The sequence below is a fragment of the Mesorhizobium sp. NZP2077 genome (assembly GCF_013170805.1).
Lineage (GTDB): Bacteria > Pseudomonadota > Alphaproteobacteria > Rhizobiales > Rhizobiaceae > Mesorhizobium.
Genome location: NZ_CP051293.1, coordinates 5,343,426 through 5,358,854, shown reverse-complemented (window position 1 = coordinate 5,358,854; position 15,429 = coordinate 5,343,426). Strand labels below are relative to the sequence as shown.

Sequence of the window (15,429 nt, the reverse complement as noted above, 5' to 3'; positions counted from 1 at the left end):
CTTCAGGCAAAACCCGGGAAATAGTCGACCTTTATCTTCGAGCGGCGAACGCCCATGGCCAGCAGCTTCTGGCGCAGCGCCTTGACCATCGCCTGCGGGCCGGAAATGTAGAAGGTGCGCTCGAGGTAGTCGGGTATCGCCAGACGTATCAGGCGCTCGTCTATGTATCCGGGATATTGCCCGCGCTCGCTACCGCGCGCCACAGCGTGGATCGTCTTGATGCCAAGTTCCTGCCTGGCCGCGCCAAGCACCTCGCGATAAGCGATGTCCTGCTGGCCTTCGGTTCCGTAGAGGATGACGATCGGTCGCCGCTCCTTGCGGTCGAGGAGATATTGCAGCATCGAGCGGAACGGCGTGATGCCGATGCCGCCGGCGAGGAACGCGATCTTGGTTTCACGCCGGGCGGGCAGCGTGAAGTTGCCGGCCAGTTGCGCGGCATGGATCGTGCTACCCGGCTTCATGGTCATCAACTCGCGCTTGAAGGCACTTGATTGCGGATAGAACTTGACGCCGAGGCGGACTGTTTCCTCGGTCGGCGCCGATGCAACCGTGAAATAGCGGCGGTTGCCGCGGTTGTCGGCACGATCGAGGCCAAGCGTCCATTCGAGATACTGGCCGGCCTCAAAGGCGAGCTTGCGCGGCGACCGGAAGACGAAGTCAAAGCTGTCAACAGCCGATCGCTCAATGCGTTCAAGAGTCAGCACGAAGCGTCCCTTGGGGCCTGCCGCATAGGCAAACAGGTTGCCGGCAAGCAGCGCCAGTTCCGGCGTGAAATAGAACGAGCCGATATGGATGTTGGGAGCAAACAGAAAGCCGACAATGGCGGCAAAGGCGATACGCGGCCAACGCATCGTCGGAGCGGTCAGCGGCTCGGTCAGCATCACGAAGGCAAAGAACAGCAGCGGCGATGAACTCAGCGTCTCTGCGAGCGCGGTCCAGTATTGCAATGGGTCCGTGGTTGCCAGAATGGTCGCCAGCGCCACGACAGCGAAGGTCGAGACAAGGTCAAGCCGGCGCAGTTTCCGGACGATAAGCATACCGCCGACGAGCACGAGCGGAAGCAACGGCAGATTGCCACCAACCCACCAGGTGGCTGGTTGGTCGAGCAGCAGCGCGGATAGCGCCACGCCCAGCGCAGCCGGATTGAAAAGGTGCTTCCGGCCGATGGCGAGAATGAATTTGGATGAAATCGCCCAGACAGACGCGAATGCCACCGCCGCGATCCCCTTGATGTCCGTGACCGCAACCGGATCGAGGATAAGCGCCAGGATGAGTGCGGTGATGTAGACGGACTCGTTGTTGGCCGGGACTGCGAAGACATGCGCAAAGACCTTGTTGGTGATCCAGCAGGCGGCCAGCGCAAGCGCCGTTGTGAAGGCAAGCGCAATCGGATCATGTGGCACCAGCTTGACGAAGCCGAGCACGAACGCCGCGCCGACCAGCGCCATCAGATAGTAGAGGACCAGCCTGTACATGGTCAGGTGATCGAGAAATCGGTCGATTGTCTTGATCATGGCAGGCAAAGGGCTCCGAACCCGGTTGTCGGCGTGGCGCGGCCATTGGCGTCGACGAGATACCCCTCCAGGCCAGGCGTCTGCTCGATGAAGAGAATGCCGCCGCGCCAAGAATGCTTCGGGTCCCCGCCCGCCTCGATGAAGAAATCGCTGATGCCGGCCCGTTGCACGATCCCGGCCGCATTGCGAATGGCCCAGCCCTTGACGATGCCGGAAGGATCTAGCGACCCGTCGGGCTTGCGAATGTCGAAGTATCCATCCGTCTCGTCTTTCGTCTGTCTGGCGAGAGCTTGCACTTCCATCATCTCACCACTCCAGTCGGCGACCGGTACGTCGCCGCGGTTGACGGCTGCGATCTCACTGTCGGCCCGGTATGTGCTGAAGCGCCGGTCGATATGATCGAAATAGCCGAAGACCGTGTCGATAACCCACCGGCCGACGCGCCGCCGATGTCGACCGTCATGGGCATGCCCATCAAAATTCGGGTGTCGCGCATGGACCTACGACGATGCCTTCTTCAGCGCGCCGCGCAGCGACTGGATGAAAGCCCTGCTGGTCAGCGTCGCGCCCGAAATAATGTCGACATTGGCGCTTTGGGCGCTGATCGCTTCGTCACGCAGCATGGGCAGCGCCTGCCTGTTGATGTTGACGGAGGTGCGGCGGTCGGATGGGTATTTGAGCACCTTCAGCGCCGTCAGCTGCCCGCCCTGTACGAGGGCCTGAATCTGGATGATGCCGTAGTAGGCATCGGCCGTGGGGCCGGTGTAGACACCATCGGCATAGCCATGTGCCGCGAGCTTCATGCCCACCTGGAAGACACGCGCTGGCGTCTCTGGGTATGCCGGCCTCGGCTGGGGGACTGGTATGTAGGCGGCGGGAGTTATGGCGAAGGAAGGTGCTGTTGGCGTAGGATCGGCGGCAGCCGAAGCCACTGGCTGAGCCGACGGCGTTGGCGACGGTTGTGGTGCCACCGGAACCACTGTCTGCTTGACTGGATCCTTTGGCCGTTCGGCGGGCACTGCTATGCCAGCCGTCGTTTCCCGGTCAATCTGGAACCTTGTTCTCAACCGAGGATAGAGGAGCGCCGGGGAGGTGCGAAGCACCGGCGAACTCGGAGCGGCTGCGGGCTCTTTTGGCTGCACGGAAGGCGCATCCGCTGTGTCGGCCGGCAGCGCTTCGCCGAGCATATCGTTTGCCGGATCCTTGCCGGCCTGATCCCAGACATAGGCGCCGGAGGCGGCGATCACGAAAAGCGACAGTGCAATCTGTTTCATCGGAATTGCATTCCAGGTTGGTTCCTGCGGCGAATCCGGTTGGCCCGCCTCAAACGCAATATCTCACGCACGACCTGACAATTGGCTGTCAGCCCGAATCGAACCAGTTTCGCATCGATTGCTCATTCCAAGTCTGCGCCAGCGCAAATCGTTTCCGGTCACATCAGGCTAAACAGCGTTGGAACGGCCAATGCCGCGAAGACGAAACAAAGGACAAATCGATGAAACGCTCCATCCTCGCTGCCACAATTTACCTCTTCGCTCTCGCCGGCGGCGCAAGCGCGGAAGAACACGTGGTGCAAATGCTCAACAAGGGCGAAAAGGGCTCCATGGTCTTCCAGCCGGCCTTCATCAAGGCTGCACCCGGCGACACCGTAAAGTTCGTACCGACCGACAAGTCCCACGATGCCGAGTCGATCAAAGGCATGATTCCGGACGGTGCGGAGCCCTTCAAGGGAAAGCCTAGCGAGGAGATCACCATTACCCTGACCAAGGAAGGCGTCTATGGCGTCAAATGCGCGCCCCACTACGGCATGGGCATGGTAGCTCTGATCGTTGTCGGCAAGCCCGTCAATCTCGATACTGCGAAGGAGGTCAAGCATTCTGGCAAGGCAAAAACGGTGTTCGCGGATCTGTTCACCCAAGTTCCCGCCAACTGACGTTCACAACAAAGCCCGCCAGCCAAATCGGGTAGGTACGAGTCGGATGAACCGAGCACAGCGGTTCATCCGGCCCGTTTCAATTGGGCGCATTCTGCCTGGACGGCGCGCCAGGCGCTATATGCCGAGGAAGTCGCCGACGGTCTCAAAGGCCAAGGGATCTAGGGAGGAGAGCAAACCCAGTAGGCCCGGCTTTGGCAGCTACGAAACCTTCATCACCGAGAACGGATCTATGCGGAAGAAGAGGCCGTCCTTGACTTGTCCGAAGCCGGCAATGTTCTCCGCCGCAACGATCGCAGCTTTCCGTTGACGCTCGTCGACAATCTCCCCCGTCAGTTCGACGACGCCGTCGCTGACCCTCACATCAATCACGTCACCTCCGCTCCACGATTGCCCCTGCAGTTCGGCAAGTATGGCCCTGCGGATCAGGTCGTCATCGGGCGGCGTTGTGCCCGCTTTCGGCATTGCGCGGATCAGGACAGGCAGCAAATCAGTTCGCGTGATGATGCCGACGACCCTCTCCCGATCGACAATAGGCACATTGTTGATGCGGTGTTGCATCATCAAGTTGACAATGTGTGCAACAGAGGCGCCTGGGGGCGCCGAAATGACGTGTGCGGTCATCACCTCATGGATGATCCGTCCGTTTGAACGCACATAGTCGTTGGCGGTTGTGCCCGGGCCAAGATCGAACTCCAGCCAGCGCGGACGCACACGCCGAGTCCCAAGTTCCTCCCGGCGCAAGAAGTCGCTTTTGCTTACAATGCCAACCAGGGCACCGTCGCTGTCCGTTACCGGAAGGCAGCTGACTTTGTTTGAAAGCATGAGTTCGACCGCTTCGGCGATCGTCGCGTTCGCATGCGTCGTGATGACGGGCTTCGTCATGATGGCTTCAGCTTGCATCCTCACCCTCCTGATTTTTCATTGGACGACGATGGGACATCCCTGCCCGCGGCGCTTTGATCTGAGTCACTTGGAACGAGTGGCATTCTCCGCGCCGTCGTCGCGGTCGATGAGAATGCGCTCCGCCGCGCCATCGAGATCCTCGTACTGGCCGCTTCTCAAAGCCCATAGGAACCCGCCCAGGCCTAGGGCGCCAAGGAAGAGGGCGACAGGGATAAGGTAGATGAGGGTCGTCATCAGGATCGCGCCAATTCGTTGGTGTCGGATCGTCTGGAGGGCCGAACCTCTTTCACCTGCGAACCCGGCACGGAACTCCGCAAACGCATTGCATTGCCGATGACAAGCAGCGATGACGCCGACATGGCAATTGCCGCGATCAATGGCGTGACGTGCCCGAGAATGGCGATCGGCACGGCGACAGCATTGTAGACGATTGCGATCGCGATGTTCTGCCGGATCAGGCTCCCGGCCTTGCGCGAGACGTCCAGTGCGAGAGGCACGGCCAGAAGGCTTTCGCGCAGGAAGACGAAGTCCGCCGCGTTGCGGCCAATGTCGGCGGCCGTGGCCGGTGCGATCGAGACATGCGCTGCGCGCAGCGCCGGCGTGTCGTTGAGCCCGTCGCCCACCATCAGGACCTTGTGTCCGTTTTTCGCCAGGGTCTCGATGCGTTCGACCTTGCCGGATGGCAGCAGGCAAGGAACGAAGTCATCAACACCCAGCCCTTGCGCAACCTCGGCGCAGGCTGCCGCCGTATCGCCCGACAGCATTTCCACCGACATCCCTGCATGCTTCAATCGGTCGATGGTCGCGCAGGCGTCGGCACGCAATGCATCCTGGAAAACGAAGGACGCGACAATCATCCCATTTTTCGTCAGGACCGTTCCGCCGTAGCCATGTTTGCCTTCACCACCGGTTCGAGCCTTCCACCCAGCCCATCCACGTCGACCCAGCCGCCATGTGCTTCCGGCGTCGGTGGCTTCGATACCAAATCCCGGGTGCTCGGTGACGGCATCGAATTTGTGTTGCCAACCAGGAATGGCGAAGCCGGCTATGGCCTTTGAAAATGGATGACGCGAATGCGCGGCCAGGTCTGCGGCGATTGCCAGCATGACGGGATCGATTGAGCCCGAATTGACCAGCCGGGGCTGGCCGAGCGTGAGCGTTCCGGTCTTGTCGAACACAGCTGTATCGATCGTCGCCAGGCGCTCCATTGCCGAACCATCCTTGACCATGATGCCGCTCTCGAACAGGCGCCGCGCGGCGACCACCTGGACGATCGGCACGGCGAGACCGAGCGCGCACGGGCACGTGATGATGAGAACGGCGATGGCGATCGTCATCGCCCGGTGCCAGTCGCCGGTCGCCGCCATCCAGCCGAGGAACGTCACGAAGGCGGTGAGATGAACCACGGGCGCGTAGAGTGTCGAAACGCGGTCGGCTACGCGGCGATAATGCGCACGACCGCCTTCGGCGGCTTCCATCAGCCGAACCATTTCCGCCAGGAACGAATCCTTTGCGGCGGCTGTCGCCTCGATTGTCAGCGGGCCGGTAAGGTTGAGCACGCCAGCCTGCACGGCTTCGCCTGACGCCACGTTTTTCGGCGTGCTCTCGCCAGAGACCAGCGAACAGTCGAGGTCCGACGCTCCCTGAATGATCTTGCCGTCAACCGGGATTCTTTCACCGGCTGCTATCAGCAACTGCATCCCTGGCTCGATCTCGCCAACCGGCAAATAGTCCCGTGCGCCGTCTGCGCGCAGCACCATGGCGCCACGCGCGGCCAGCTGCGACAGGCCTTTCACGGCGGTGCGGGCACGTTCGCGCATCACGTGGTCCAGCGTGCGGCCGATCAGCAGGAAAAACAGCAGCGACACCGACGCGTCGAAATAGGCGTGTTCGCCATGATTGATCGTTTCATAGAGGCTCATGGCGTAGGCCAGCGACACCCCGACCGCGATCGGCACGTCCATGTTCATGCGACCGTGGCGCAATGCATTCCAGGCCGAGCGGAAGAAGATGCCGCCGGCGAAGGCCAGCGCTGGGATGGCGATCAGCGCCGAGACCCAGTGGAACAGGTCGCGGGTCGCACCTTCGGCTCCGGACCAGACCGAGACCGACAGCAACATGATGTTGGCGGCCGCGAAGCCGGCAACAGCGACGGCGCGGATCAGTTCCGCAAGTGTCTTGTCCTTCTCATCGACCTCAGGGGCGAACAAATGCGCCTCGTAGCCCAGCCTGCCAAGCGCGGCGACGAAGGGTGGCACCTGAGCCCCACGCCACCGGATCGCGACCCGCTTCGTCGACAGGTTGACACGCGCGCCTTCGACATTGTCGAGTTTTCCCATCGCCGTCTCGATCGTCTGGATGCAGGCGGCGCAGTGAACCGTAGGCACCGAGAGATCGGTTTGGCGCAGATCAGCTCCAAGCGAGCGGCTCGCCAATCTGATCTCCTGGCTTGATGGCAGGATCAACATGCTGCTTTCCAGATCCAGCGCCATTTCGGCGCCCGGTGCACAACAGCTCATTTCAGCGCTCCGTGGGAAATCATGATCCTGCGGACCTCGCGATAAGGCTTCGCGAGGCCGGCATCGGCGTCCACCTCGACGATCCAGACGCCGTCCTTCGGCATGTGCTGGGCGGCGAATTCCTGGCCTGTAGCGAGGGCGAGCGTGACGGCCTTGTCCTCTTTATCGTAGGCCGGATGACGAAACAGCACCTTGACGCCATGCAGGGGAACCGGCTTGCCTGCGGCATCGGTGAGGCTATAGCGAACCTCACCCCATGCGATGGTCAGTTTCCCGGTCCAGCCAAGGGCAGCCTGCGCGCGCCCTTCCTCGGCCTTTTTGTTGAATTGCTGGCTCGCGACGTAGGTGTTCTCGACGACAAGGCCGGTCCAGCTTGTGTTGGCGAGTGTCGCCATGGTCAGATTGACCGCGATGACCACACCGAAAAAGGCAAGGATGACCGCCAGCATGTGCTTGCCGGTAAACTCGCGGGGCTTTTGTGCCTTGGCGGTCATCTGGTAGTCTCCGGTGCGTTGAAGGTGGCGGTGTATTCGTCCGACTCGAAGCTCGCCCTGTCCTCGACCCGGAACTTGAATGTCCGCGCCGCGCCCTGGATCTGATCCGCCGGCTGCCGTACGAAGACCTTGAGCATTTTCAGGCGATCGGGCTCGACCGGGATGGCGAAGGAGCGGCCTGCCTTTATGTCTTCGCCGACCACGCTCATTTCGCCCCCTTGCAAGCCTTGCATGGTGACAACAATGGTCCGCGGCTCGGGGATCATGTTGAGCAGCTTGACGGTGTAGCCATTGCGGATCGAACCGTCGGACAATTTGACGAACTGGGGATTGCGGTCATGCAGAACGTTGACCTCGAGCCGGTCGCGCGTCAGCAGCGAAAAGAGCAAGCCCAGCCCGATCAGCGACCACATTGCCATGTAGAGGTAGGTGCGGGGCCGAAAGATCTTGCGGATATGGAAATGGGCCACCTTGTCGGAGAAAGGGCCATCAGCCGTCCTGACCAGCGACGGATTGACCGAACTGGCGCCACCCGCGGTCGCCAGCATCATGTTGGCGTTGTAGTCGGAGAGCGTCGCGTAGGAGATCAGCCCGTGCTCCCGGCCGAGTTTGTTCATGACGCCGTCGCAGGCGTCGATGCAAAGCGCGCAGGTGATGCATTCGAGCTGTTGGCCGTCGCGAATGTCGATCCCCATCGGACAGACAGCGACGCAGGCATTGCAGTCGACGCAGTCGCCGACGGACTGACCTGCTGCCACGACCTTCTTGGCGTGACGCGAACGTGGTTCGCCGCGCCAGTCGTTGTAGGTGACGGTGAGCGAGTTCTCGTCGAGCATGGCTGCCTGAATACGCGGCCATGGGCACATGTAGGTGCAGACTTGCTCGCGCATCAGCCCGCCGAACGTATAGGTCGTCGCCGTCAACACGGCGACGGTGATGTAGGCGACGGGCGCGGCGGTGCCAGTGAACAGTTCGCCGGCGAGCGTCGGCGCATCGGCGAAATAGAAGATCCAGGCGCCACCGGTCGCCGCGCCTATGACAAGCCAGATCGTGTGCTTTGATACACGCAGCACGAGCTTGCGGGCGGTCCAGGGACCCGCATCGAGCTTCATACGGGCGTTGCGGTCGCCCTCGATCGCGCGCTCGACGACCAGGAACAGATCGACCCATACGGTCTGCGGGCAGGTATACCCGCACCAGGCGCGGCCGACGGTCGACGTAATCAGAAAGAGTCCAACGCCGGCCATGACCAGAAGACCAGCCACATAGTAGAATTCCTGCGGCCAGATCTCGATGAAGAAGAAATAGAAGCGTCGGTTGGCGAGATCGAGAAGTACCGCCTGATCGGGGGCAAATGGGCCTCGATCCCACCTCAACCATGGCGTCAGATAGTAAATGCCGAGCGTGATCGCCATCACGATCCATTTGAACTGGCGAAAATTGCCCGAGGCGCGCTTTGGAAAGATCTTCTTGCGCGCGGCATACATTGGCTGGCGCACTCTGGCGGAGTTGACGGCCTCGGCTTCAAGCCGCTCTACTTGTGTATGGTCCAGCACCAGTGTCTCCCGTCGCACAGCTTGTGATTTCGCCGGGCAACCGCCTTGATTGATCGCAGGCGAGTGCGCGAAACGCAGCGTCATCCCGACTTTGCCGCCGACAGGGCTGCGCCGCGTTGATGCAGGTCAATCTCCGCATGCCGCAAAAAGATCGAGGCCCGGCATGCCGGGCCTCGTCGCTTGCACGGTGAGGGCCAGAGAATAGACCCCCGTTGCTATTCTCCACCGCCAAGCGAATGCACGTAAACCGCAAGTTCCTTGACCTTGGTCTCGCCGAGACGGCCGCCCCAAGCCGGCATCACGCCGTGTTTCGGTGCGCGGACCTGGGTGGCGATTGCCGTCTCGCCGGACCCGTAGAGCCAGATCGCATCGGTCAGATCGGGGGCGCCGAACTCCCTGTTGCCCTTTGCCTTGTCGCCGTGACAGGCCACGCAATTCTCAGCAAAGACCTTGGCGCCGGGTTCGATCAGGCTTGTATCCTGGACCTTGCCGGACAGGCTCGCCACATAGGCGCTGACCTGGCGTATCTGATCGGCGGTAATGATGTCGCCAAAGGCCGGCATTTCCGAGGTGCGCGTCTCCGGGTCCGACACGAAGCGGATGCCATGCGTGATGGTCTGCTGGATCTGCTCGGCCTTGCCGCCCCACAACCAGTCATCGTCGTTCAGGTTGGGAAAGCCTTTGGAACCTTGGGCGCCGGAGCCGTGGCATTGCACGCAATTGACCTTGAACGCGGCGCCGCCGGCGGCGAGGGCGAATTCGCGCAATGCGTCATCGGCGGTGATCTCGGAAACGGTTTTCGCTTGAATTGCCGAGACATACTTGCCTTTGGCGACCTCGGCCGCGGCCAGCTCGTTCCCCACGTCGTTACGGCTGGAGTAGCCGAGTACACCCTTCGTCGCCGAGTGCAGCAGCGGCCATGCCGGATAGGCGATGGTGTAGCCGATCGCCCAGACAATGGTGATGTAGAACGTCCACACCCACCAGCGCGGCAGAGGGTTGTTTAGTTCCCTGATGCCATCCCATTCGTGACCGGTCGTCGAGATGCCGGAGACCTCGTCGATATGCTCGTTGCTCATGATCAGTCATCCTCAAGGGGGATCCGGGCTGCCTCGTCGGCCAGCTTGCGGCTGCCGGGACGAAGGGCGAAGACAATTGCCCCGACAAAGAAAAGCGCCATGCCTACCAGACCCCAGCTGTCGGCAAATTCCCGCATCAAATTGTATTCCATGGATAGAACTCCTCAGCGGTAGCCCGCGGCATCGTCGTAGTTCTTGAAGTCAACCAGCGTGCCGAGCATCTGGAGATAGGCGACGAGGGCATCCATTTCGGTGACCTTTTGCGGGTTGCCGTCGAAGTCGCCGACCTTCGCCTTCGGATAGCGTGCTTCGAGGCCGGATGTGTCTGCGTTGGGATCGGCCTGCGCCATGAGGTCGGCATTGGCGTGCGCGATCATGTCATCGTTGTAGGGGACGCCGACCCGCCTGTTGGCGACTAGATGGGTCGAGAAATCCTTCACCTCGATCGGTGCGTCCTTCAGGAACGCGTAGCTCGGCATGATCGATTCCGGCACCACCGAACGCGGATCCGTAAGGTGCTGAACATGCCATATATTCGAGTAGCGGTCGCCGACCCGGGCTAGGTCCGGCCCGGTTCGCTTCGATCCCCACTGGAAAGGGTGGTCGTACATCGACTCGGCCGCCAGGCTGTAGTGACCGTAGCGCTCGACCTCGTCGCGGAACGGCCTGATCATCTGGCTGTGGCAGAGGTAGCAGCCCTCGCGCACATAGATGTTGCGGCCGGCGAGTTCGAGCGGCGAGTAGGGCCGCATGCCCTCGACCTTCTCGATCGTGTTGTCGAGATAGAAGAGTGGTGCGATCTCGACGATGCCGCCGACCGTCACTACCAGAAGGGAGCCAACGAGAAGAAGCGTGGCGTTCTTCTCGATGATCGCGTGTCTTTCCATCAAGCCCATTGTTGGCTCCTTACTGTGCAGGCTGGAGGGCGGGAACAGAGCCCGGCATCGGCTCCTCCTCGCGCTGGTGGCCGAGGATCGTCATGGCGATGTTCCAGGCCATGATCAGGGTGCCGGAGAGGTACATCGCTCCGCCGATGGCGCGCATGACGTAGTAGGGATGCATGGCGGCGACGGTCTCAGCGAAGGAATAAACCAGGAAGCCCTGCTCGTCGTATTCGCGCCACATCAGGCCCTGCATGATGCCGGACACCCACATCACGGCGGCGTAGACGACGATGCCGAGCGTAGCCAGCCAGAAGTGCCAGGTGACAAGCCGCAGCGAATAAAGCCGTTCGCGGTTCCACAGCTTCGGCGCCATATAGTAGATCGCGCCAAACGAGATCATGCCAACCCAGCCGAGCGCGCCGGAGTGCACGTGTCCGATCGTCCAGTCGGTGTAATGCGACAGCGAATTGACCGTTTTGATCGACATCATCGGACCTTCGAAGGTCGACATGCCGTAGAAGGCGATGGCCATCACCATCATGCGGATGATCGGATCGGTGCGCAGCTTGTCCCAAGCACCGGACAGTGTCATCAGCCCGTTGATCATGCCGCCCCATGACGGCATCCACAGCATGATCGAGAACACCATGCCGAGCGTCTGCGCCCAGTCGGGCAGGGCGGTGTAGTGGAGATGGTGTGGGCCTGCCCAGATATAGAGGAAGATCAGCGCCCAGAAGTGAATGATGGAGAGGCGGTAGGAGTAGACCGGCCGGTTCGCCTGCTTAGGCACGAAGTAATACATCATGCCGAGGAAGCCGGCGGTGAGGAAGAAGCCGACCGCGTTGTGGCCGTACCACCACTGTATCAGCGCGTCCTGGACGCCGGAGAAGGCGGAGTAGCTCTTCGAGCCGAGAAGTGAAACCGGCATCGACAGGTTGTTGACCACATGCAGCATCGCCACGGTGATGATGAAGGACAGGTAGAACCAGTTGGCGACGTAGATATGCGGCTCCTTGCGCTTCAGGATCGTGCCAAGGAACAGGATGAGATAGGCGACCCAGACGATGGTCAGCCAGATGTCGACATACCATTCAGGTTCGGCGTATTCGCGGCTCTCGGTGATGCCGAGCAGATAGCCGGTCGCCGCCATGACGATAAAGAGCTGGTAGCCCCAGAAGACGAACCAGGCGAGATCACCACCGAACAGGCGAGCGCGGCAGGTGCGCTGCACGACATACATTGATGTGCAGAGAAGGGCATTCCCGCCGAATGCGAAGACGACGCCTGACGTGTGCAGGGGCCGCAAGCGGCCGAAATTGAACCAGGGCTGGATGTTGAGATCGGGATAGGCAAGCTGTAGGGCGATGACCACGCCGACCAGCATGCCGACGACACCCCAGAACATCGTGGCGATGGCCCCGTAGCGGATGGGACCATCCATATAGGCTGACGGATCGACCGCGACTGCCGGCGCGAAACTCGTGTTGCGTAGGAGAACAGCTGTGAAACCCAGCAGCACGATGAACAGCACCCACATGTGCTGGCGAAAGGGCTCGTCCACGCCGAAGCCGGCAGCTACAAAAGCCGCAAAGGCGAACAGGCTCAAAGCGAAGATGTGCGTGCCGAACTTCATGACTTGTCCCCGACGTCGACTCCGATGTGCGGACGTCAATCCGCGGGGACAGCAATTCAGCAGTCACGTTGTCGCCGCCTTGATCCATGTCAAAGCCATTTGATTTTGAATTGGGCAGCCTTGGTTCTGCAAACGACCAGGAGGTTGCCTTTGAACTCGGAGCAGGGACGAGGGTCGTTGCCGTTTCAGACGGCCAGCAACAGCACAATGAGGGCAGGTCGACCCGGCATGCAGGTGGCGTCATCCGCGGTGATGAGACGTGCGCATATGGAAAAGCTGCAGCTCTGCGACGCCCTAGAAAGCATCGCGGATACCCTGCCCAAGGTCGATGCTTTGGCATGCCTGACTGCGGCAAACGCAATCGTTCCGCTATTGCGCGACAGTCATCGATATGAAGAGACAGTCATCTTTCCGGCCTACGAGACCGCGTTGGCCAGCAGCGAAGCCAACCTTGATTCAGCCCGGCGGTTGCGCGCCGAGCATGTCGAGGACGAATGCTTTGCCGGTGAGGTAACCGAGATTTTGCTGGCGATCGGCCACGGCAAGACGATCGATAATGCCGAGGCCGTCGGGTTCATGCTGCGCGGCTTCTTCGAAAGCTTGCGCCGGCATATCGCCTTCGAGCGCGAGCATGTCCTGCCGATGATCGGGATCGTCGATTGAATCTAGGCGCCGGAGCGGCGCTGCAGCCGGTTCAGGCTGCCGACTGTGACATGCCGATTGTTCTCGATCCGGATCACGCCATCTGATCGCAGCCTGGTTAACTGGCGGCTGATTGTCTCGATCGTCAGACCGAGAAAATCGGCGATGTCGGCGCGGGTCAATGGCAGGTCGAAACTTGTCGACTGGGCGGCCGGGTCAAGCGCGGGGTCGATGTTCCTGGCGATCATCAGAAGAAAGCTCGCCACCTTTTCCGAAGCATTCTTGCGGCCCAGCGTCACCATCCAGTCGCGAGCGTCGTCGAGTTCTTTCAGCGTCTGCTTGAAAAGGCGGTGCTCGAGGCCCGGCGATTCCTTCATCATCCGTTCGATGGCGGCCTTTGGAAACGAGCACAGGGAGACTGCAGTGGCGGCTTCTGCGTTGATCGCGCTTTCCACCTTGAAGGGCCGGCCCAGAAAATCGGGAGCAAATTGAAGCCCGACAATCTGCTGGCGTCCGTCCGAGAGGCTTTTTGTGAGCTTGACCACGCCGGAAAGCACATTCGAATAGCTGTCGACGGTCTCGGCGTCGCCAATCAATTCCACGCCCGGTTCAACCGTATGCTTTGACGAGGTCTTGGCGAGGCCCACCAGTTGGTCCGGATCGAGTGCGCCGCAAACGCCATGGTGCCGCGCTTCGCATGACTGGCAAAGCACGGGAATGCCGGCGCTGTGTACATCCTGACGCACTGTCATCGTAGTCGTCCAAGGAACCAAAGGTGCCGGCAGGATACAGCATCGGTCCAAGAAAACCCTTGCGGCAGTTTGTCCGCAGCCGATGAGCATTGACCGAAATCAAGGCGGCTATTGCCCCTTGTGAGCAATGTCGCGCGACACAGCCCGGAGTTGATTGCGAGATGCGGCCAGATTTAGTTGCCAGACTTGGTGAGAACGTGCCGCGTTATACCAGCTACCCAACGGCGCCGCATTTTCATGCCGGTGTCGACGGTGCAGTTTGCCGCGACTGGCTGCAGGCGCTCGGCGAGGATGACGAGATCTCGCTCTATCTGCATATCCCCTACTGCGACAGGCTCTGCTGGTTCTGTGCCTGCCATACCAAGCAGACACGCCACTACGAGCCGGTGACCAAATATCTGCGGTCACTGCATGCCGAGATCGCAACCGTCGCCGGTCTCGTCCGAGATAAGGCCAAGGTGCGTGCCATGCATTTCGGCGGTGGTTCACCGACGATGCTCAAACCGGAGGATTTGGTGGCGCTGGGAACTATTCTGCGCAACAGCTTTGCCTTCCTTCCCGACGCCAAGATCAGCGTCGAAATCGATCCCAACGATATGGATGACGCCCGCCTCGACGCTCTTGCCGAGATCGGCATGACCCGGGCGAGCCTAGGCGTCCAGGATTTTGACCCGAAGGTACAGAAGGCGATCAACCGCGAGCAGAGCTTTCTGCAAACCAAGGCGGTCGTGGACGGGGTTCGCGCGCGCGGCGTCGCATCGGTCAATCTGGACCTGCTCTATGGCTTGCCACATCAGACCAGTGAGAGCGTCTCCTCTACGGTCGCGCAGGCGTTGACCCTGGAACCGGATCGGGTGGCATTGTTTGGCTACGCGCATGTGCCGTGGTTCAAGAAACATCAGACGATGATCGACGAGGCATGGTTGCCGGGTCCGGCAGAGCGGTTTGCTCAATCGCAACTGGCCGCTTGTCTTATGCTGAACGCGGGATATGAAGCTGTCGGCTTCGACCATTTCGCCAAGCCCAACGATGCGTTGGCCGTCGCGGCCCGAACCGGCTGCTTGCGCCGCAATTTCCAAGGCTATACCGAGGATCGCTGCGAAACACTGATCGGCCTCGGCCCCTCATCAATCAGTCAATTTCGCCAAGGCTACGCGCAGAACATGCCGTCGACTGCGGAATACGGACGCATGGTCTCGGACGGTGGGCTGGCGGCTGTCCGCGGTATCGCGCTTTCCCAAGACGACCGCGTTCGCGGCTGGATCATCGAGAGGCTGATGTGCGACTTCGCCTTCTCGGCGATCGAGTTGGTGGAGCGCTTTGGCGAGGCCGGCCAAAGACTTCTGCTCAAGGCAAGCTCCACCGCGCTTCGTGACCCCGAGGGGTTGCTTGAACTTGATGGTGACCGCTTCGTCGTGCCGGCGGAAAACCGCCCCTTTGTCAGAAGCGTCGCGGCGAAGTTCGACAAATATCTCGAAGTCGGCAAAGCCAGGCATTCAGCGGCGGTTTGAGCGTCG

General features: G+C 61.0%; 16 protein-coding genes. 3 read left to right on the top strand and 13 right to left on the bottom strand.

Features of this window, described 5'->3' with window-relative positions:
• Positions 1 to 2 precede the first annotated feature (2 nt).
• The 3 genes from HGP13_RS26880 to HGP13_RS26870 form a co-directional block, all read right to left on the bottom strand.
• Complete coding sequence (locus HGP13_RS26880; RefSeq protein WP_172231024.1) at positions 3 to 1,514, bottom strand: RnfABCDGE type electron transport complex subunit D; 1,512 nt, start codon at positions 1,512 to 1,514, stop codon at positions 3 to 5.
• Positions 1,511 to 1,870, bottom strand: a complete 360-nt coding sequence (locus tag HGP13_RS26875; RefSeq protein ID WP_348647152.1) for an FAD:protein FMN transferase — start codon at positions 1,868 to 1,870, stop codon at positions 1,511 to 1,513. Before HGP13_RS26875 ends, HGP13_RS26880 begins: the two co-directional genes overlap by 4 nt.
• Positions 1,871 to 2,014: 144 nt before the next feature.
• Positions 2,015 to 2,788, bottom strand: a complete 774-nt coding sequence (locus HGP13_RS26870; protein WP_172231021.1) for an FMN-binding protein — start codon at positions 2,786 to 2,788, stop codon at positions 2,015 to 2,017.
• A 221-nt stretch (positions 2,789 to 3,009) separates the two neighbouring features.
• Here HGP13_RS26870 and HGP13_RS26865 point away from each other — a divergent pair, with 221 nt between their 5' ends.
• Positions 3,010 to 3,447 (top strand): pseudoazurin, encoded by a 438-nt coding sequence (locus HGP13_RS26865; protein ID WP_172231018.1) that lies wholly within the window; start codon positions 3,010 to 3,012, stop codon positions 3,445 to 3,447.
• Between the two features lie 201 nt (positions 3,448 to 3,648).
• On the opposite strand, the gene HGP13_RS26860 is transcribed toward HGP13_RS26865, so the two are convergent.
• The 9 genes from HGP13_RS26860 to ccoN form a co-directional block, all read right to left on the bottom strand.
• Entirely contained in the window at positions 3,649 to 4,350 is a 702-nt protein-coding gene (locus HGP13_RS26860) for a CBS domain-containing protein (protein WP_172231015.1), read from the bottom strand.
• Positions 4,351 to 4,416: 66 nt separating this feature from the next.
• Complete coding sequence (ccoS, locus tag HGP13_RS26855) at positions 4,417 to 4,587, bottom strand: cbb3-type cytochrome oxidase assembly protein CcoS (protein WP_172231012.1); 171 nt, start codon at positions 4,585 to 4,587, stop codon at positions 4,417 to 4,419.
• A complete protein-coding gene (locus HGP13_RS26850) occupies positions 4,587 to 6,872 on the bottom strand; it encodes a cation-translocating P-type ATPase (protein WP_172231009.1) in 2,286 nt (761 codons plus the stop codon). The genes ccoS and HGP13_RS26850 overlap by 1 nt, the downstream gene beginning before the upstream one ends.
• The gene (locus tag HGP13_RS26845; RefSeq protein WP_172231006.1) at positions 6,869 to 7,366 is read right to left on the bottom strand and encodes a FixH family protein; all 498 of its coding nucleotides are present in this window, start codon (positions 7,364 to 7,366) and stop codon (positions 6,869 to 6,871) included. The genes HGP13_RS26850 and HGP13_RS26845 overlap by 4 nt, the downstream gene beginning before the upstream one ends.
• Complete coding sequence (gene ccoG, locus HGP13_RS26840; protein WP_172231003.1) at positions 7,363 to 8,922, bottom strand: cytochrome c oxidase accessory protein CcoG; 1,560 nt, start codon at positions 8,920 to 8,922, stop codon at positions 7,363 to 7,365. The genes HGP13_RS26845 and ccoG overlap by 4 nt, the downstream gene beginning before the upstream one ends.
• 215 nt (positions 8,923 to 9,137) lie before the next feature.
• Positions 9,138 to 10,001, bottom strand: coding sequence for a cytochrome-c oxidase, cbb3-type subunit III (gene ccoP, locus HGP13_RS26835; protein WP_172231000.1), 864 nt, complete (start codon positions 9,999 to 10,001; stop codon positions 9,138 to 9,140).
• Positions 10,002 to 10,003: 2 nt separating this feature from the next.
• Positions 10,004 to 10,153, bottom strand: a complete 150-nt coding sequence (locus tag HGP13_RS26830) for a cbb3-type cytochrome c oxidase subunit 3 (RefSeq protein ID WP_172230997.1) — start codon at positions 10,151 to 10,153, stop codon at positions 10,004 to 10,006.
• A gap of 12 nt (positions 10,154 to 10,165) precedes the next feature.
• Entirely contained in the window at positions 10,166 to 10,897 is a 732-nt protein-coding gene (gene ccoO / locus HGP13_RS26825) for a cytochrome-c oxidase, cbb3-type subunit II (RefSeq protein ID WP_172230994.1), read from the bottom strand.
• A gap of 10 nt (positions 10,898 to 10,907) precedes the next feature.
• Entirely contained in the window at positions 10,908 to 12,518 is a 1,611-nt protein-coding gene (gene ccoN / locus HGP13_RS26820) for a cytochrome-c oxidase, cbb3-type subunit I (RefSeq protein ID WP_172230991.1), read from the bottom strand.
• A gap of 207 nt (positions 12,519 to 12,725) precedes the next feature.
• Between ccoN and HGP13_RS26815 the strand changes: the two genes are divergently transcribed.
• Complete coding sequence (locus HGP13_RS26815) at positions 12,726 to 13,181, top strand: hemerythrin domain-containing protein (protein ID WP_348647151.1); 456 nt, start codon at positions 12,726 to 12,728, stop codon at positions 13,179 to 13,181.
• A gap of 2 nt (positions 13,182 to 13,183) precedes the next feature.
• On the opposite strand, the gene HGP13_RS26810 is transcribed toward HGP13_RS26815, so the two are convergent.
• Complete coding sequence (locus HGP13_RS26810) at positions 13,184 to 13,912, bottom strand: Crp/Fnr family transcriptional regulator (RefSeq protein ID WP_172234858.1); 729 nt, start codon at positions 13,910 to 13,912, stop codon at positions 13,184 to 13,186.
• Between the two features lie 161 nt (positions 13,913 to 14,073).
• Here HGP13_RS26810 and hemN point away from each other — a divergent pair, with 161 nt between their 5' ends.
• On the top strand, positions 14,074 to 15,423 hold the full coding sequence (gene hemN / locus HGP13_RS26805) for an oxygen-independent coproporphyrinogen III oxidase (protein ID WP_172230988.1): 1,350 nt from the start codon (positions 14,074 to 14,076) through the stop codon (positions 15,421 to 15,423).
• Positions 15,424 to 15,429: the final 6 nt, after the last annotated feature.

Excerpts from the sequence above, each read along its gene's own strand:
- HGP13_RS26810 (WP_172234858.1), bottom strand. The coding sequence starts at position 13,912 with ATGACAGTGCGTCAGGATGTACACAGCGCCGGCATTCCCGTGCTTTGC.
- HGP13_RS26880 (WP_172231024.1), bottom strand. The coding sequence starts at position 1,514 with ATGATCAAGACAATCGACCGATTTCTCGATCACCTGACCATGTACAGG.
- ccoN (WP_172230991.1), bottom strand. The coding sequence starts at position 12,518 with ATGAAGTTCGGCACGCACATCTTCGCTTTGAGCCTGTTCGCCTTTGCG.
- HGP13_RS26870 (WP_172231021.1), bottom strand. The coding sequence starts at position 2,788 with ATGAAACAGATTGCACTGTCGCTTTTCGTGATCGCCGCCTCCGGCGCC.
- ccoP (WP_172231000.1), bottom strand. The coding sequence starts at position 10,001 with ATGAGCAACGAGCATATCGACGAGGTCTCCGGCATCTCGACGACCGGT.
- HGP13_RS26860 (WP_172231015.1), bottom strand. The coding sequence starts at position 4,350 with ATGCAAGCTGAAGCCATCATGACGAAGCCCGTCATCACGACGCATGCG.
- HGP13_RS26845 (WP_172231006.1), bottom strand. The coding sequence starts at position 7,366 with ATGACCGCCAAGGCACAAAAGCCCCGCGAGTTTACCGGCAAGCACATG.
- ccoS (WP_172231012.1), bottom strand. The coding sequence starts at position 4,587 with ATGACGACCCTCATCTACCTTATCCCTGTCGCCCTCTTCCTTGGCGCC.
- hemN (WP_172230988.1), top strand. The coding sequence starts at position 14,074 with ATGCGGCCAGATTTAGTTGCCAGACTTGGTGAGAACGTGCCGCGTTAT.
- HGP13_RS26830 (WP_172230997.1), bottom strand. The coding sequence starts at position 10,153 with ATGGAATACAATTTGATGCGGGAATTTGCCGACAGCTGGGGTCTGGTA.
- ccoO (WP_172230994.1), bottom strand. The coding sequence starts at position 10,897 with ATGGGCTTGATGGAAAGACACGCGATCATCGAGAAGAACGCCACGCTT.
- HGP13_RS26815 (WP_348647151.1), top strand. The coding sequence starts at position 12,726 with ATGAGGGCAGGTCGACCCGGCATGCAGGTGGCGTCATCCGCGGTGATG.
- HGP13_RS26850 (WP_172231009.1), bottom strand. The coding sequence starts at position 6,872 with ATGAGCTGTTGTGCACCGGGCGCCGAAATGGCGCTGGATCTGGAAAGC.
- HGP13_RS26865 (WP_172231018.1), top strand. The coding sequence starts at position 3,010 with ATGAAACGCTCCATCCTCGCTGCCACAATTTACCTCTTCGCTCTCGCC.